Source organism: Pseudomonas sp. OIL-1 (assembly GCF_010669185.1).
GTDB lineage: Bacteria > Pseudomonadota > Gammaproteobacteria > Pseudomonadales > Pseudomonadaceae > Halopseudomonas > Halopseudomonas profundi.
Window position 1 is genome coordinate 266320 of the sequence record NZ_CP048629.1, and the last position, 16335, is coordinate 282654.

General features: G+C 58.0%; 16 protein-coding genes. 6 read left to right on the forward strand and 10 right to left on the reverse strand.

All coding sequences use genetic code 11. The features are described from left to right. Window positions 1-78 precede the first annotated feature (78 nt). The 7 genes from G3M63_RS01270 to G3M63_RS01300 form a co-directional block, all read right to left on the reverse strand. Entirely contained in the window at window positions 79-1407 is a 1329-nt protein-coding gene (locus G3M63_RS01270; protein ID WP_163981654.1) for a sensor histidine kinase, read from the reverse strand. Then, on the reverse strand, window positions 1404-2069 hold the full coding sequence (locus G3M63_RS01275) for a response regulator transcription factor (protein ID WP_163981655.1): 666 nt from the start codon (window positions 2067-2069) through the stop codon (window positions 1404-1406). Before G3M63_RS01275 ends, G3M63_RS01270 begins: the two co-directional genes overlap by 4 nt. Beyond that, a complete protein-coding gene (locus tag G3M63_RS01280; RefSeq protein ID WP_150300297.1) occupies window positions 2069-2374 on the reverse strand; it encodes a PepSY domain-containing protein in 306 nt (101 codons plus the stop codon). Before G3M63_RS01280 ends, G3M63_RS01275 begins: the two co-directional genes overlap by 1 nt. Continuing rightward, entirely contained in the window at window positions 2375-2683 is a 309-nt protein-coding gene (locus G3M63_RS01285) for a PepSY domain-containing protein (RefSeq protein ID WP_150300296.1), read from the reverse strand. Window positions 2684-2872: 189 nt separating this feature from the next. Then, window positions 2873-4123, reverse strand: coding sequence for an RICIN domain-containing protein (locus G3M63_RS01290; protein WP_163981656.1), 1251 nt, complete (start codon window positions 4121-4123; stop codon window positions 2873-2875). 37 nt (window positions 4124-4160) lie between these two features. After that, window positions 4161-4979 carry a hypothetical protein gene (locus G3M63_RS01295; RefSeq protein ID WP_163981657.1) on the reverse strand — a complete coding sequence of 273 codons (819 nt, stop codon included), beginning with the start codon at window positions 4977-4979 and terminating at the stop codon, window positions 4161-4163. A 337-nt stretch (window positions 4980-5316) separates the two neighbouring features. After that, window positions 5317-7365 carry a TonB-dependent receptor domain-containing protein gene (locus G3M63_RS01300; RefSeq protein ID WP_163981658.1) on the reverse strand — a complete coding sequence of 683 codons (2049 nt, stop codon included), beginning with the start codon at window positions 7363-7365 and terminating at the stop codon, window positions 5317-5319. A 247-nt stretch (window positions 7366-7612) separates the two neighbouring features. On the opposite strand from G3M63_RS01300, the gene yghU reads away from it, so the two are divergent. Then, window positions 7613-8503: a glutathione-dependent disulfide-bond oxidoreductase gene (gene yghU / locus G3M63_RS01305; RefSeq protein ID WP_163981659.1), complete on the forward strand. Its 891-nt coding sequence runs from the start codon at window positions 7613-7615 to the stop codon at window positions 8501-8503. Here yghU and G3M63_RS01310 read toward each other — a convergent pair. After that, window positions 8497-8694 carry a hypothetical protein gene (locus G3M63_RS01310; protein WP_150300291.1) on the reverse strand — a complete coding sequence of 66 codons (198 nt, stop codon included), beginning with the start codon at window positions 8692-8694 and terminating at the stop codon, window positions 8497-8499. The two genes, yghU and G3M63_RS01310, sit on opposite strands and share 7 nt — an antisense overlap. A 45-nt stretch (window positions 8695-8739) precedes the next feature. Here G3M63_RS01310 and G3M63_RS01315 point away from each other — a divergent pair, with 45 nt between their 5' ends. From G3M63_RS01315 to G3M63_RS01325, 3 genes are all read left to right on the forward strand, one after another. Then, window positions 8740-9414 carry an MOSC domain-containing protein gene (locus G3M63_RS01315; RefSeq protein WP_163981660.1) on the forward strand — a complete coding sequence of 225 codons (675 nt, stop codon included), beginning with the start codon at window positions 8740-8742 and terminating at the stop codon, window positions 9412-9414. A 157-nt stretch (window positions 9415-9571) separates the two neighbouring features. Beyond that, entirely contained in the window at window positions 9572-9892 is a 321-nt protein-coding gene (gene sugE, locus G3M63_RS01320; RefSeq protein WP_163981661.1) for a quaternary ammonium compound efflux SMR transporter SugE, read from the forward strand. Window positions 9893-9995: 103 nt separating this feature from the next. After that, a complete protein-coding gene (locus tag G3M63_RS01325) occupies window positions 9996-11129 on the forward strand; it encodes a glutathione S-transferase family protein (protein ID WP_163981662.1) in 1134 nt (377 codons plus the stop codon). 56 nt (window positions 11130-11185) lie between these two features. Here the strand turns inward: G3M63_RS01325 and G3M63_RS01330 are convergent, their stop codons facing one another. After that, complete coding sequence (locus G3M63_RS01330) at window positions 11186-12451, reverse strand: OprD family porin (RefSeq protein ID WP_163981663.1); 1266 nt, start codon at window positions 12449-12451, stop codon at window positions 11186-11188. Window positions 12452-12636: 185 nt separating this feature from the next. On the opposite strand from G3M63_RS01330, the gene G3M63_RS01335 reads away from it, so the two are divergent. Further along, window positions 12637-14001, forward strand: coding sequence for an MFS transporter (locus G3M63_RS01335; protein WP_163981664.1), 1365 nt, complete (start codon window positions 12637-12639; stop codon window positions 13999-14001). Next, window positions 13998-14279, forward strand: a complete 282-nt coding sequence (locus G3M63_RS01340; RefSeq protein ID WP_163981665.1) for a DUF503 domain-containing protein — start codon at window positions 13998-14000, stop codon at window positions 14277-14279. The genes G3M63_RS01335 and G3M63_RS01340 overlap by 4 nt, the downstream gene beginning before the upstream one ends. Before the next feature lie 42 nt (window positions 14280-14321). Here the strand turns inward: G3M63_RS01340 and G3M63_RS01345 are convergent, their stop codons facing one another. Continuing rightward, the gene (locus G3M63_RS01345) at window positions 14322-16292 is read right to left on the reverse strand and encodes an acyltransferase family protein (protein ID WP_163981666.1); all 1971 of its coding nucleotides are present in this window, start codon (window positions 16290-16292) and stop codon (window positions 14322-14324) included. Window positions 16293-16335 lie beyond the last annotated feature (43 nt).

The window sequence follows — 16335 nt, forward strand, 5'->3', positions numbered from 1 at the left end:
CAGCTTCCGGTAGCATAAAAATCCCGGCCTTGGTGCCGGGATTTTTTTATGGGCGCTCGAGATGCCTGTATTCGGATTTTATCCCAGCGGCGGCTTGCTGCGCGGCAGCTGGATGCAAACAGACAAGCCGCCCAAAGCGCTAGTGTCGAATATCAGCTCGCCCTGCCAGGCGGCAAGAATGTCTCGCACAATACCCAACCCCAATCCCTGTCCATCGACATGCTGATCCAGGCGGGTTCCACGATCCAACACCCGGGCTCGCTCGGCGCGTTCGATCCCCGGACCATCGTCTTCGATCAGAATACGGTAAGCGTCCACATCCTCTACGATCGTCAGCATGACTGCCGAGCGCGCCCATTTGCAGGCGTTATCCAGCAGATTGCCAAGCAATTCCAGCATATCCTCACGGTCCCAGGGCAGCCGGCACGCCGGTGGCGCCGACCAGCGCAGCGTAATGTCTCGCTGATGGATCATGCGCAGGGTATCAAGCAGCGGGGGCAGCTCCGCTGCACAGTCGAAATGGGCGCCTGGCAATACATCGCCAGCCAGCCGCGCACGCGTCAGCTCACGGCTGACCCGACGCTGAATCTGATCCAGCTGCTCCTGCAGATTCGCGCGCAGCTTCGGGTGATCGGCCATCTCTTCTCGCTGCACCAGGCTGCCCAAGACAGCGAGAGGCGTTTTGAGGGCGTGGCCGAGATTGCCCAGCGCGTGCCGGGAGCGCTTGAGCGTGCTGTCTGTATGAGCCAGGAGGTGGTTGATCTGCTCAATCAGCGGTTGCAACTCAACCGGCGCCCTGACCTCCAGTTGCTGACGCTGGCCCTGCTGCAATTGGGCGACCTGCTGACGCGCCTGTTCCAGCGGCCGCAGGGCAGTCTTCACCGCATAACGCTGGAGCAACACCAGGATCAACAAAAACAACATGACCAGCCCAAAGCCGCCCAGACGTACCTGGGCGAAGCTGTCGAGTACCGGAGTGTAATCCTGTGCCACGCTGATATGGATGGTCTCGCCATCACGCTGATACTGCCCGCGATACGCCATCAAACGTTGATCCTGCGGACCATCGATAAGCCCATCACTCAGCCCCGCGCTGCCTGGCCATTCTGGATCGGCGTCCCACAAGGAGCGGGAACGCCAGGTGCGTCCAGCCACATCGATACGGAAGTAATGGCCCGAGAAGGCACGCTGGTAACGTGGATTGATGCGCCGGGCATCGAGCTGCACGCCATCTGCGCCTGGTACCAGCGCTATCAGCAGCCCCTCGGTTTCATCGCGCAGGCCGGCTTCCAGAGTGCGACGCAGACCCGCCTCGAACAGCCAGAGGCTGGTTTGCAGCAAAAGCAGACTCAGAATGACCAGAACCGCTACCAGCCCGAGGCTGAGGCTTCGCTGTATGGATCTCAAGAGGCGCCGCCGAACCGATAACCCTGCCCGCGACGAGTTTCGAACAGCTCACGGCCAAGCTTGCCGCGCAGGCGGTTAACATGGACTTCGATGACGTTGGAGTCGCGCTCAGTCTCACCATCATATAAGTGCTCGGCCAACTGCGATTTCGACAGCAGCTGCCCCGGATGCAGCATGAAGTAGCGCAGCAGACGGAACTCGCCCGCAGTCAATTCGACCTCCTCATCCTGCTTGCGGCACAGCTGCCGTGATTCATCCAGCTCCAGCCCGCCAGCCTGTAATAATGGCTGGTTGGCCAGTCCATGGGCGCGCCGCAACAATCCCTGAATGCGCAACAGCAGTTCCTCGGGATGGAAGGGCTTGGTCAGATAATCGTCCGCGCCGGCCTTCAGACCCTCAATTCGCTCTGCCCAGGAACCACGCGCGGTAAGGATCAGTACCGGCGTTGCCAAACCACGCGCGCGCCAGTCACGCAATACCTCAAGCCCCGGTTTGCCTGGCAAGCCGAGGTCGAGAATGATGAGGTCATAAGGCTCACTGCTACCCTGGTAATCCGCGTCACGGCCATCGGTCAGCCAGTCCGTGGCATAGCCCTGGCGACTGAGACTGGTCACTAGCTCGTCGGCCAGCGGCACGTTGTCTTCGACCAATAACAGCCGCATCAATCTTCCTCGTCCTGAAGCACGCGACCGTCCCGGGCGTTGATTTCCAGCTCACGGGCGACGCCGTCGGCCGTGAGCAATTCGATTTCATAGATATAAACGCCGTCATCCTCTTCCAGCTCTGCTTCAAGCAAGCGCGCGCCAGGATGCGACTCCGAAACGCGCTGCAATATGCTCTCCAGCGGCAGAATCAAGCCCTCACGGCGTAACTGCAGGGCTTCATCCTGATCAAGATCACGGCTTGCCGCTGGCGTGGCGGCAAGCAACATGGCCAAGGGGAGCATTGAAAGAGTGGTAAGCCGCATTTAGTCGTCCTGATGGTCCTTCAGCACTTCGCCGGTCTTGGCGTCGAGCTCGAGATCCCATTGCACACCTTTTTCATCGCGCAGTTCAACTTCATAGAAATACCGGCCATTTTCTTCATCAAGCTCAGTGTCCTCGATCTGGGCGCCAGGGTGCTTGGCCAGAGCTGCCTCGTTGAGCTTTTCAAAGGATTGGATGGTGCCTGCGTCACGCAGTTTCAATGCTTCATCCGGGCCAACGTCCTTGGCCAGCGCCAGGTTCGCACCCAGCGTCAGGGAAGCGGCAAGGATCAGCGTAGTCAGTGTTTTCATGGGTTCAGTTCCTGTGGTTGGTTTTGACGTTCACAGAATAAGAGCCCGTGCTTAACTGAACCTGAACGAAGCCACACCAGAATATACGGCTTCGATCGCACAGAGCCTGCTCAGGTGCCTGCGCGTGGGTTTTGCCAGGCGAAAAAAAGCCCCATCGATGGTGAGGCTTGATTGCGCATGCTTGAAACCTTACAACCCGGTAAAACTGAACCGCTGACTGTCAGATCCGCTACAGGTGGCCTGGGTCAGGCTGCTGCCATTGGCATTACTCCCGGCATCCAGGCAAAGACCGCTGTGTCGCGCTGTCACCTGAAACTTGCCCTCCTCAACCTGTTTGAGCTGCCATTGCTGGCTCTCCCGCTCCGAACACCTGTATGCAATGACATTCGCACCTGCGCGTCTGCTGCTCGCAACCACATTCAGACAACCCTGCGTGCCAGTGCTGGCCAGCTTGACGACATCACCTTCCTGACGCGTCAGTGTCCATTGCTGATTCGGCGCCTGGGTACATGACCACTGCACCACATCGCTCATGCCCCAGCGGGAATTGTTGACGTTCAGGCAGCGACCATTGGCTGCAACTTTGATCAGGTAATTCCCGTTTTGCACGGTACCCTCTGGATCGGTGGGTTCCGTGGGTTCGTTCGGCTCGTTAGGTTCCGTGGGCTCTTCCGGTTCCGTCGGATCAGGGTTCGGCACGGGCCCGCCGCCAACCTTGGTGGGACGGAAGACCGCCACGCGGTCCTTCACGTTGTTTATTGCCTTGGCTGCATCCGCCTCGCCCTGTGCGCCTTCCTCAACACCACAAGGGTATCCGCGGCACTGGATTCGCGGATTGGAAAACACCGACATCTTGGCGGCCCGGTAATACCATTCGTAGGTCATCAGGGTACCGAATGCGCCGTTGACGCCATGCCCGAGCGCGTAGCGGTATTCTGAGCCGGCGGTATCGCCCTGCGCTCTGGAGTGGCTGAGGCCCATGTTATGGCCGAGTTCATGGGCCAGTGCGGCGGGACCACAACCAGCGCCGAGAACGTTGAAGGCATAACTGGCGTGAACCGCGAGATAACCGACCCCACAGTTGCCGGACTGATGGAGCTGGGTGACAAAGTCTGCACCGACGCGATCACGAATTTGTGCGACCGAGGAAGACCGCGCCACATTCACCAATGCCTGACTCATATCGCTGGAGGCGAAGTCATTGCGTTCCACGCCAACGATACGCAGCTGCAGATCGACCTGGCTGTTGCGGTACATGGTATTGATCTGATCCTGCCAGGACTTGAGGACAACTGCCGGTTCGCCCTGCATCCGGGAGGCGCTGTAATCGTCATAGAGTACGAGGAGATCGATTTGCGCTGCGTGAGCAGTGTGGGTCGCGCCACTGACGACCAGAGCGGTAGCGCCAAGTTTGAGGTAAAGCCCGAGACGTTTGATCATGCGTGTTTGTTTCCAGCAAGAGATTGGAAGGGAGGATTCAGAGCTCGTCCGGGATGATGAAATCCGGCTCGTTCTCGTCGAACTTGAACAGCGTGGATGCGTTGGCAATCCAGCCTTGTTCGCCTACCGCTTCTATGACGAAATGGCCTTCTGGCGTAAACATACCGCCTGAGGCCATCCGTTGGCCGGAAGTAAAGGTAACGTCGTACACCGAACCGGATTCGTCGGTCACAGCGCCCAACTCATCGACCAGCTTGCCGTGCCAGGTGACGGTGCCGTCATTGTTGGCGACAGCCTGGGTGATTTCTGCCTGATAGTTTTGGCCGCTCTGGCTGACAGGCAATTCAAGCGTGTCCCCGGCGACCAGGCTCTCCAGCTTCATGCGGCTGAATTCAATGAATTCACGCCCGTCGTTGCGCTCTTCTTCGGTCAAATCAAGCCCGGCGCCAGCATCATCACTGGGTTCCCAGGCAGACGCCGCGGCAAGCGCATCCCGCACCTTGGTCGGGTCAAAAGCCTGCCCATCACGGCGTGCAGTCATTTCATGCAAACGCATCGCCATGGTCGGGTAATCGGGATTCAGCTCGGCCAGCTGGGGCTCCTGCAACAGGTCTGCATCGGTAACAGCGCTTTGTGCAGCATCCGGATCGCCACGTTTTTCAGCAGCCGGCGAGCGCTGTTCTTCCGAACGCACCTGTTCAGAGTTGACCGCGCCGCCTGTGGATACCGAGTCAGTTGAGGCCGACGCCTGCTCAACAGCCTGCTCTTCCACCGGCGCCTCACTCGACTGCGACGCCCAGAAAACAGCCCCCAGAAAAATGGCACCAAACGCCAGCGCCGGATAGATCGGTTTCATATATTCCACCTTTACTGATTGCTGCGCCGGGTCGGAGCAACACTGCCGGAGCGCAGGCAGCCTTGCGAATGGTCGTTCACCGGATTATCGGTGATATCCCCTGCGCATAGCGGGACGCCTTCACAAATTGGGTCGACCAAACAGGATCAAGCTGAAAAATGATAAGTAGGCACGCAACGCAGCCAGGACGGCAGTGGCTTTCAGATTGGCTTAGCTGAGCAGGCGGGAGGGGGCATTCAAACGCAGGGGGCGGCAGAACGTTACAAGAAACAGCATTGGCTGAGCAGATCAAGCAGCGGCCTGAAGGTTTACAGGCCGCACCTTGACTAACCGAGGATCAGAAATCCATGGTCAAACCAACAACCATACGGCGGCCATCCAGCACCGCTCCATACTCCTCGCTGGTAACTTCCTTGTTGGCGATGTTGTACAGGCCTGCCTTGACGTCCAGGCTATCCGTTGCCTTGTACACCACACCGGCGTCGAAGAAGCCGTATCCCGGCGTGCCATCGGACATGCTGGTGCGGCTCAGATATTCCGAGGTCTCGCTACGGTAATTGCCCTGCAGCCAGGCATTCCATCTGGGCGTTATTGTCCAGTCGAGCAAGGCGTTGGCCATGTGCTTGGGCTGTTTGTTCAAAGGATCCCCCTTGAACTCGCCGGTTTTCTGCTCGGATTCGGTGTAGGTGTAGCTTCCGCTTAACCAGAGCGAGGAATGCAGCGCGTAGTCCAGAGTCAACTCGACACCCTGCATGATCGCTTCATCAACGTTGGTACGGGTACTCAGGAAGTAATAGTCGGTACCAGCGAAACCACAGGACCAGGCCGCCACGTTGTTACGGTTGTCACCCGAACCGTCGGCATCCGTCACGCAGAGGCGATCCTCAGCAATCTTGTCCTTGTACTGGGTGTGGAAGACCATGAGGCTGGTGTTGAAGCCAAGCTCGACATTGTCGTAATTGAATCCCACTTCATAGCTGGTGCTGCTTTCCGGGTCCAGCTCGGGGTTACCGATGATCAACGCGCGCGGATGGGGTGCTGGGGAGCCGCCGCCCCCGGTGCCACGCCCGAAGCCTTCGGTAGCGTCCGCAAGGCCCGGTTGTTTATAGCCAGTAGAAACCCCGCCCTTCAGGGTCAGATTCGGGGTTGACTGGTATACCGCATATATACGCGGCGACAGGTAACCGCCGAATAGCTCGTCATCGTTGTAACGCAGGCCGGTGGTAACCGCTAGATCGTCAGTCACACCCCACTCGACTTCCGTGAACAACGCAGCGAGCCAGCGATCCACGCTCTTGACGGCACCGGGCACGCCGGAGGTGAGTAGCCCGTTGGTTTCATCGACAAAGTCTTCGTACTTGTACTGGGCGCCAAAGGTCAGTACATGCGAGCCAAGAAAGTAGTTTGCCTGGGTATTGAAAGTACTGACTTCCTCCTTCTTGGTAGCGTCCTGCACGCGTTCGGACACGTCGTGCTGAAGATAGGTGTTGGTGCGGAAATTGCCGTAGTGCCCGTCATGGGCCAGCACGTAGATGTCCTTGTCGAACTCGGTGGAGTTCTCCGTCGCGTCCGCTGCGATGCTGAGGCCCGGATGATGCGTCTCATCAAGGCGTGCAGCCTGGTAGCTGGCCGAGAAGCGGTTCTGTTCATCGGGCGTCAGGTACAACTCGACCCCTGCCTGACGACGCTTGCCGTCCGGCGTGCTGGCTGCGCTGTCATCCAGACCTTCGTACTTGCTCTCATCGGTTACCGACTGCGAGCCATGGACCTTGGCACCCAACAGACCGGGAATCAGTGCACCGCCAGCATAGAAGTTGCCCAACCAGGCGTCTTCACTGAGATCATTTTTTGCGAGGGTGTACTCGGCCGCTACGGTACCGGCCCAGGTATCACCACCTTTGCGGGTAATAATGTTGATGACGCCACCCATGGCCTCGGACCCGTAAAGTGACGACATCGGGCCACGTACCACTTCGATACGTTCGATCATCGACAGTGGCGGCAAACCGATCTGCTTGCCACCGTCACTGCCATTGGTGTTGACCGAGCGGCCTGCGGAAACGGGCCGACCATCGACCAGATACAGGGTGTAGGAGGAAGACATACCGCGGATGCTGACATCCTGCATGTTGCCGCCTCCGGTGACATACACTCCCGGGATGTTCTTCATGGCATCAACGACATCGGTGTACGACTGCTTTTCAAGCTGCTCGCGAGTGATCACGGAAATACTCGCAGGGGCGTTTGCAATGTTCTGTTCATATCCCGCAGCACTTATTACAGTAGTTGGTTGCAGCTCGACCGCGTCTTGCGCGTGGGCAAAGGATCCCATCGAAGTTGCCACAGCCAGACTGCACGCCAACCGGTGTCGATTGAATTTAACCATATTAAGAAAAGCTCCTTGGGGATGTCACTGTGGTTTTCATAACGGCCTGAGCCGGCCGAACCGCGGTTTCTGATCGCCACGAATAATATAATCATTCTCATTTAGCAGTAACTCTTATTTGCGATCTGTACGCATCGTTGCGTACAGCGGAACGGCGGTTCTGCTGAAATGGTCAATCTGAACTAGTCTGGATATCCTTCACCCTGATCAGATCAAACCCTCAAATCCCGAACCAGAGGCATCGCACATGACTGACGCAACCTACATACCGCCCAAAGTCTGGAAATGGGACGCGGAGAACGGTGGCAAATTTGCCAGCATCAATCGCCCGACTGCCGGGCCGACGCATGAACAGGAGCTACCGGTCGGCAAGCATCCGCTGCAGCTCTACTCCCTGGCCACGCCGAACGGTATGAAAGTCACCATTCTCCTTGAGGAGCTATTGGCCGCGGGACATGAGCAGGCTGAATATGACGCTCATCTCATCAGAATTACCGAGGGCGACCAGTTCGGCAGCGGATTCGTCAGCATCAATCCCAACTCGAAGATCCCGGCCATGCTGGATACCAGCATCACCCCGCCGCTGCGCATCTTCGAATCAGGGTCGATCCTGTTGTACCTGGCAGAAAAATTCGGCGCCTTCATTCCACAGGATCTGGCCGGGCGAACCGAATGCCTGTCGTGGCTGTTCTGGCAAATGGGCGCCGGCCCACTGTTGGGCGGCGGCTTTGGTCACTTCTATGCCTACGCGCCGGAGAAATACGAGTACCCGATCAACCGCTACACCATGGAAGTGAAACGGCAACTGGACGTGCTCGACCGCCAGCTGGCGGAGCGGCAATATATCGCCGGAGACGAGTACAGCATTGCCGATATGGCAATCTGGCCCTGGTATGGCGCACTGGTGATGAACAAGGTGTACGAGGCGGCGGAGTTTCTCGAGGCTGGTTCCTATGCCAATGTGCTGCGCTGGGCCAAGGCCATTGAAGAAAGACCCGCCGTTCAGCGCGGCCGGATGGTGAACCGCACCTGGGGTGAACCTGAAGAGCAGCTTCCGGAACGCCATGACGCCAGCGATTTCGATAACCGCACCCAGGATAAACTTGATGCGGCCGGCGCGGGCGATGCATATCAGTGAGCCATTTCGTCGCCCCAGGACGCTTGTAGCGTTTCGGGAGTCGTGCAATCCCGGGCTGCGCAGCGAGGCTGCAGGGTTGCGCTGAGCATTGATGACATGGACGTCATCACCAGGCTGATCGGAGCGCCCTGCAGCATGTCCGCGGGTTCGGCGAGCCTGAGCGACGTGGTACAGCCGCTACCGTTCGGCATAGAATTCCCACCTATCCTTCACGTACTCGCTCACCAGGTTTTGTCATGCCTTATTCTCCACGCGTCCTCTCTCTTAATGTGGGCAAATTACGGAACCTGCAGGTAGGCAGCAGGCTGAAACAAACCGGGCTGTTCAAACAGCCCGTGCAGGGTCCGCAGCTCATCGACGCAACGGGTTTGTCTGGGGACAACATCGTCAACAGACGTTTTCATGGCGGCCCGGATCAGGCTGTTTATCTCTACAGCCAGGAGGACATCGACTGGTGGAAGCAACAATTACAGCGCGATATAGATCCGGGCTTTTTCGGCGAGAATCTTACGATTACTCACTGGTGGCCGTCCGTACGAGTAGGCGACATTCTGCAGGTGGGTGAATTGAGGATGGAAATAACCGCACCCAGGGTGCCTTGCGCAGTACTGGCTGCGCGGGTAGGCAGCCCGGCTTTCGTCAAGCAATTCGTCCACGCGGGGCGCTGTGGAGCCTACGCCAGAGTATTGCAACCCGGCTCGTTAAGTCCGGGTGAGATGCTACATATTACTGCTGCAGATGACTCGTACCCCACCGTGGAGGAGATTTTCCGCTATTGGCATAGCAAAACCCAGAATGCAGATTTTCTCCGTCGTGTTCTCGCCGCCCCTATCGCTTTTCTCCTGCGGGAGGCGCTGACAGAAAGATTGTTGAAAGCCGAAGCAGGCACACCTCAACTACCGATGTTCTGACCCGGTTCCGAATGACCATTGCCGGCGCCACTCACCTGCCGCCTGAAAGTCCACCCATCCGTTCTGATATTATTCTGTCAGACCCGTCTGCAGCGGGGACGACCCCGTTGCAGCGACCATAAGTTGGGGACGACCCCGATGTTCGTTTGGTAAGACAATGAACTGGATTCTTCTCTTTCTGGCCGGTCTGCTGGAAGTCGTGTGGGCGGTGGGGTTGAAATACACCGAGGGTTTTACCCGGCTATGGCCGAGCATCGGAACGCTGCTCGCCATGATTATCAGTTTCGGCTTACTGGCTGTGGCGATGAAGACCCTGCCGCTGGGGACCGCCTACGCCGTGTGGGTCGGGATCGGTGTCATTGGCTCCGCCCTGCTCGGAGTGTTTCTCTTCGCTGAGCCGATGCCCCTCGGGCGGCTTGTCAGCCTTGCTCTCATATTGATGGGAATCATTGGCCTGAAAATGGCGGACAGCATTTGACGCCGTTCACATATTGCTATCCGTTTGCTGCCGGCCGCGGGCGACGCCCAGCAAAGCTGGCACAATCGCTCACAACGTTTTTCCAACTCACAAGGAGATATCGATGCCCGTCAGTTCCGCTGCCAACGTGCTTTACGGCCTTCCCCACTCGCTTTATACCGGTATAGCCCGCAGCTACCTGCGTACGCAGGGCATCGCCTACCTGGAATTGCCCCCAGCGCATGCTGATTTCGTCGAGCGGATTCTGCCGACCATCCAACGCAGCATTGTCCCTGTGCTGGAAACGCCGGACGGCGAGATCATTCAGGACAGCCTGGACATCATCGACCATTTCGAGCGCCAGGGCGTGCCGTACCCGGCCTACCCGGAAGGGCCCTTGCAGTCAGTACTGGCAATTATTCTGCAGTACTACGGAAGCCAGGCGATGCTGCGCCATGCCATGCACTATCGCTGGTCCTATCTCGAACAGCAGGAAACCTTTCTGCGCCACGCCTTCGCTACCGGCAGCGATGCCGCGCGGGCCGAAACGATCATGGCGCGGATGCAATCCTATCTGCCGGCGCTTGGCGTAAACGCCGAGACGATTCCCTTGATCGAACAGTCCTTCGAAAACTTGCTGGATATTCTCGAGGCGCATTTTGCGCAGCACCCCTTCCTGTTCGGTGGCCGGCCAAGCGTGGCGGATTACGGCCTCATCGGTCCGATGTTCGCGCACCTGGGTCGCGACCCCGTGCCGTCCGATCTGATGAAGCGCCGCTCGCCCAACGTGTTCCGCTGGGTAGAGCGCATGACGGCGCCCGGCCTGGATACGCCGGACTTCCCCGGTTACGGCACTGACTTCATCACAGAGGATGCTATTCCTTCCACCCTGGAACCGCTGCTCAAGCAGGTCGCCGAGGAGATCTTTCCGGAGCTGACCGCCAAGTTCGAATGCATGGATGCGCTGATAGACAAACTTCAGCCAGAAGACGGGCAACCGGTTGCGGCCAAAGCCCACCAGCGCCATGTCGGACAGGTTGAAACCCGCTTTCGCGGCGCGCCGATCACCTCCGGCGTTGCGCCCTACTCGATGTACATCCTGCGGCGAGCAGATCAGCTACTGGAGCAGGCCGGCGACGCGGACCGCAGCAAGGTGCAGGCCTACCTGCAACGCTTCGGACTGGACAAAGCGTTGCCGGGTAAGCGTGGCTACAGCGTTGCTCGTCGAAACCATATCGAGGTCTGGGAGCGTCGTTAATCCCGAGCCCGGATAAATCGACGGTTCTTTGCGAACCGTCGAATCGTCGAATCGGTTCAGAGAAAATCCAGCGGAAAGTCGACGAAGACGCGAACTTCGTTGCCTTCGCTGATAGCATTCTGCGCATTAGCCGATACCCGCAGCGCCGAGCTGCGCAGACGTACGCTCAGGTCCTTGGCCGCACCGCTCTGCACTACGTACTGGAACTGGTTGAAGATCTCACGTTCGGTCCCGCGTCCATCCCCGCCCAGATTGATATCGGTACCGCGCACATAAGCCACCTTGTAGCTCAGGCCCGGCACACCGTAGGCGGCGAAGTCCACACCGTAGGCCAGCTGCCAGGAGCGCTCGTCTTCGTTGTTGAAGTCGGACCAGTAGGAGTTGGCCAGCCAGATGCTGGTGCCGCCGTCACCTACCCAGCCTTCGCTCTGATAGAAACCATAGTTGTAGCCGACATCCCCGCTGCTGCGCTGGTAGGCCAGGGTGAAATCGTGCGGTCCGGTGACGTACGTGGCTGCCAGACTCCAGATGCGGTTCTTGCGCTCTGCGGGATCGAATTGCTCCTCCTGATTGGTTCGGTAACCGCCGAAGTCCAGCGTCAGCGCATCACGCTCGCCCAGCGGGCGCACATAGTTCAGGTTGACGTACTGGCGCTTCAGGACATCTTCAACATCCGAGGCATAGAGCGCAGCACTGATATTGTCATTCAATTGATAGCTGCCGCCGAGCACATCGATGGCCTTCAACTCTGCGCTGTCACGCCCCTCGTCGCTCTTGCGCGATTGAGCGGTAAAGCGTCCCGCATGCAGAACCAATCCGTCGATTTCGCTGGAAGTGATCAGGGTACCGGTGAATGTTTCCGGCAGCAGGCGCGAGTTGTCATGGCTCAGCACAGGCAATGTCGGGCGCTGATTACCGTAAGTAATCAGCGTGTTGGAGAAGCGCGCCTTGAGCGCAGCACCCGCCTGGGCAACGTCATGCTCGATATCACCGTTGTCGTCGACCATGAAAAAGTCGATACCGGGCGCACCCGCGCGGCCATTGCCGCTATCCAGCCGCACGCCGTACAGGCCAAAGGCATCCACACCAAAACCAACCGTTCCTGCGGTAAAGCCCGAACTGAACGAGGCGACAGCGCCCTGCCCCCATTCGGCCTTGTCCTGATTGCCCTGCTTGTAATCGCGACTGATATAGCCGTTGCGCAGAAACACATCCATGCTGCTGCCCTCGACGAAGCCTCGGGCATCAGCCTGGTCTGCGGCAAAGGAAGGGGCCGAAGCCAGCAATCCTGACAAGATAAAACGCGCTTTGTAATCAGACATCTTGGTCGCTCTAGGCTTAGTGTTATTAGGCAGAATCCGCACCGGTCCGTGAGACAGGCAAGGAAATGTGACGCGCATTATCCATATTCTTCCGCTAGCAACCAGTGCCTTGATGAATACGCAGTGTCATGCCTGAGTGGTAATGTGGCGGCTCTGTTTGTCCGATTCGTTAGTCAGGAGTCTTCATGCACCGCACCGAACTTGCGCCCAAGCGGGAAATATTTGGCTGGGCTATGTTCGATTTCGCCAACCAGGGCTACACGCTACTGATCATCACGGTGATTTTCGGGGATCTCTTCACCCGGGTGATCGTAGGCGATGCGCCGGATTACCGGATGGGCAATCTGCTGTGGAGCCTGGCGCTGGCTGTCAGTTATCTGATGGTGGTGGTGGCCAACCCTGTATGCGGTGCGATCATGGATTACTCGCGCAGCCGAAAGCGTTTTCTGCTTGGTAGCTATCTGCTGACGGTGCTGGCCACTGCGCTGCTGTACTTCGTCGAGCCTGGCTGGATAGTGCCGGCGATGCTGCTCATCATCCTGTCCAACTTTGCTTATTCGATGGGCGAAGGTTTCGTTGCCAGTTTTCTGCCGGACCTTGGCCCCCGTCAGGCGCTGGGCTGGATATCCGGACTCGGTTGGGGCGTCGGTTATATAGGCGGTCTTGTGGCGACGGCCTTTACGCTGTTCTTCCTCGGCGATGTGTCGGCGGAGAACTACGACGTCATCCGCTGGGTCGGCCCCTTCGCCGCCGGGTTCTTTCTTGTGGCGGCGATACCCACGTTCATCTGGCTCAAGGAACGCGGCAGCAAACGCGACACGCCCGCCGGCCAGTCGCTGTTCAGCGTCGGCATGCTGCGCGTGGGCACCACCTTTCGGGACATACATCAGTTTCGGGATCTACGCTCGCTGCTTATATCCATCTTTTTCTCGATGGCAGGCATCTACATCATCATCGCCTTCTCTTTCATCTATGGCGCGCAAGTCATCGGTTGGAGCGAGGAAATCCGCGCCTTCATGTTCATTACAGTGCAGATCACCGCCGCACTCGGCGCCTTTGCGTTTGGTGCATTACAGAGCCGGCTCGGTGCGCGTCTGACCTATATTCTTACCCTACTGCTGTGGCTGGTGGCGATTCTGGCGATCTGGCAAACCCCTGGTCTGACCGGCCTGCTTCGCGTGTGGTTTGGAGTGGATTGGGAGCCCCAGCATGTGTTCCTGTTTGCCGGCGCGCTAGCCGGGACCAGCCTCGGCGCCTCGCAATCTGCCGGACGTGCGCTGGTGGGGGTATTGACGCCGCTCGGCAAATCCGCCGAATTCTTTGGTCTGTGGGGCACAGCGTCCAAGCTCGCAGCGGTGTTCGGGATACTCGGGCTGGGACTGGTTCAGTGGGCGTTCGGCCTGGCCGATGCCATTCTGTTTTGCATGGCGCTGTTTGGCGTGGCTATCTTCACTGTACTTCCAGTCAATGAGGCGCGCGGCACCCAGGTTGCCGAGGACTGGCGCGAGGGCTCTACCGATTCGCCTCAGCTGAACAGGAGCGCTCCATGAATATAGGCGTACTGACATTCAAGATATCGCTACCCGGCTGCGGTTCACTCAAGGAAAAGCGCCAGCGTATGGGCGGTTTACACGAACGCTTCGGTCGTAACCCAGCGGTCGCCGTTTGCGAAAGCGCAGACCTGAACCGGTTGGATTCCAGCGAATGGTCATTCGTGGTCGCAGCGACCTCGGCGCAAAAGGTCGAGTCCATCTGTAGCGAGATCGAGGACAAGCTCCAGCGCACCGTGGATGGCCGGGTGCTGGATGTGGCACGGGAAATACTTTGACGACCAGCTGTGCCTGGCTCGTCCTTTGTTGCACTCAGGCCCCTAACGCGGCCCCTGGCTGAACATTCCCAGCGAGCGGAAGCCAGGCGCACGGATGCCCTCGAGAAAAGCCTCATAGACGGCGGACTCCCTGAACGCTTTCGCGGCCATTCGAGAGCCGTACAAGCTGATATGACCGGACGGATCCAGCCCGAATGGCACATTCTCGGCGGTAACGTCAGAGCGGACGCCATTTACGTGGAACATCGAATGTCGGTCGATGAACATGACATTCGCGTGACGGCTCGCATAGTCCGCGAGCAGGCGGTTAGCCTCTTTGGCAGGCGCATCGCGCGTCTTGCCGAATCGGGTGATATCAAACTCGCTACCAAAGCGCAGGCTGCGTTTATACATCTCTGCTACGTTCACATCAAAAGTAGTCGGCGAGGCCATCAAGATCACCAGCCCAGTGCGTTCAGCAAGATAATCGATAGCCTCGAATACATCGCGCATATCGTCGTGCTCCTGCACAGCTCCCCACTGGCCAGCCAGGATTATCAGGTCGTAATTGCCTGCTTCAGCTCCGAGATAGCCTCGGTTGATCAGACACTGTTGATAACCCGGTCCGGTTACATTGCCCGTAAAGTCTTTTGCAAGGCTCGGATAGCACCAGTTGGTAGAGACAGAGTTGATCGATATCGAATGCTCCTTTCCCAGATCGTGCCAGAAGGGGCCGTAGTGTCCGGCAAAGGAGTCACCGAATAACAAGGCCTGCAATTGACCATCCGCTGCGCCGAGCAAGCATTCAAGTCCCCCTTGACCGACTGGATTCACCTCACCGGACCCGCTGGTTTCAACGTTATGGAAACACCATCCATTGGATCTTCGGGGCAGTATCAGATCAGCCGTTGCCTGGCGAAACTCATCACTCACGCGTGAAGGATAGCCTTGCGCAGCGAGGGTCACTGTGGCGAGAGAACACGCCAGAACAACCGCCCCGGCGGCACCGACTCCAGGCTGCAATAACCCTGGTGAATCGCTCTTATGCCGCACCCTGTTTTCGATGTAGTGAAAGGACAACCAGCCGGTCAGGATCGAAGCTGCCATGCCAGTGATAATCCAGAAGGGTTCCCCCTCAAGCGCGAAATAATAGATCCAGACAGCGATGGGCCAATGCCATAAATACACGGAATAGGAAATACGCCCCATAAACTGCGACACAGCGTTACCGGTTATCCGCGATTCGTAACGAGCAGAATAGATAACCATCACCGTACCGATCACCGGGATGAGAGCCAGCCAACCCGGCCAGACTGTTTCAGGGCTGAACGCCAGCACCGATGCAACAATCAGCAAAATGCCCGACAGCTCCAGAACGCGGCTGCTGCGTTGGGCAAAAGCAAGCGGGAACAGATACACAAGCCCGCCCGCTAGCATCTCCCACATCCGCGTGGGAAGCAGAAAGAACGAAGAGGTCGGCCAGCGAGACGAAGCGTATACCGATAAGGCAAAAGAGCCCAGCGCAAGCAGTATCAGCAGCCAGCGCGTTTGCTGCAGGGAGACCATCTTACGCAACGCCACGATGACAATCGGGTAAACCAGATAGAACTGCCATTCGACGGAGAGAGACCAGGTGTGGAGAAGCCAGTTATCGTGGGATGCCTGCTCGAAGTATCCCGCCTCTTTCCAGTACATCAGGTTTGAAATGAAGCCCAGGCTCCCAAGAACATGCTTGCCAAGCTGTTCATAGGCTGAAGGGAGCAACAATACCCAGCCGGTGGCGAAGAGACACAGACACAGAAAGGCCAAAGCCGGAACGATTCTTTTCGCCCGTGCCTTGTAGAAGTCCCATACGGAGAATCGTCCGCTGTCCAGCCGGGAGAAGATTATCCCGGTCATGAGGAAGCCGGATATCACAAAGAATACATCCACCCCGACGAAGCCGCCCTGTCCGCCCACTACGCCAAAGTGGAAAAGCATCACTGCAATGACTGCTATGGCACGAAGGCCATTAATATCTCCGCGAAAATGCACTAGATAATCCTCAACACTGAATTGCGCCGACCGAACAACGTCG